This window comes from Microbacterium barkeri, from assembly GCF_027921765.1.
GTDB lineage: Bacteria > Actinomycetota > Actinomycetes > Actinomycetales > Microbacteriaceae > Microbacterium > Microbacterium barkeri.
Window position 1 is genome coordinate 1 of sequence record NZ_BSEJ01000047.1, and the last position, 686, is coordinate 686.

Annotated in this window: 2 protein-coding genes; both read left to right on the plus strand. The window is 56.9% G+C overall.

From position 1 onward, the window contains the following. A partial coding sequence (locus PKE79_RS16535; RefSeq protein ID WP_271174792.1) for a host cell division inhibitor Icd-like protein occupies positions 1-390 on the plus strand: 390 nt, incomplete at its 5' end. Next, positions 387-617: a hypothetical protein gene (locus PKE79_RS16540; protein WP_039814615.1), complete on the plus strand. Its 231-nt coding sequence runs from the start codon at positions 387-389 to the stop codon at positions 615-617. The genes PKE79_RS16535 and PKE79_RS16540, both read left to right, overlap by 4 nt. The last annotated feature ends 69 nt before the right edge of the window (positions 618-686 follow it).

Sequence of the window (686 nt, forward strand, 5' to 3'; positions counted from 1 at the left end):
AGCCGGGCCTCGCAATCCCGAATATCCAAACGACGCACAACACGCGCCAGCGTGTTTTTTTGTGCATATGCCTGCGCATACCCGAATTATGGTGGCTCAGGCGGGGCAGCCTTTTGGCTGGCCGGTTTCGTTTGGGCCGGTATTGCGAACCCCGTCTGGGCTACCACCTCTCAAGAGATTCGCAACTCTGGTGGTAGCACCCATAACCAAACTGGAGTGCGCACCATGTTCAAATTCAAGTTCGCGGCGATCTGCCGTACCGATAAAAAATCCCATATTCATCATCTGTCCACCATCGCCTCATCCCTACGAGAAGCCCGTCGCCAGTTCGCCAGCCGTTTTGTTCTCGTTCTGTCAGCCCGTATCCGGGTTAGCGGGGTGGCCGCATGAATCAGGTGCAGCTAAACACCCAGGGCCTGCTTGAGTCGATTGAGGAGCGCCTGGCGCAGATAGAAGCGCTGGTTTCCTCGGCCCACCGTACGATCTCCAGCTATGAAGCTTCACTGTATATGCAGGAGGCGGCGGAATTACTCCAGGTTGCCCGTGAGCTGGTGCAAGACGCCCGTAACTGCTCCTCCTCTCTGTCCGCGGAGCTGACTGCGAGGGAGGCCAAATGAACGCACTCTCTGTTTTCTCGTTTCAGGAAAACCACCCCGTGCGGGTGGTTCTGGTTAATGGCGAACCGT

What these genes read in the sequence shown, in the direction of transcription:
- PKE79_RS16540 (WP_039814615.1), top strand. Translation starts at nt 387, where the DNA reads ATGAATCAGGTGCAGCTAAACACCCAGGGCCTGCTTGAGTCGATTGAG.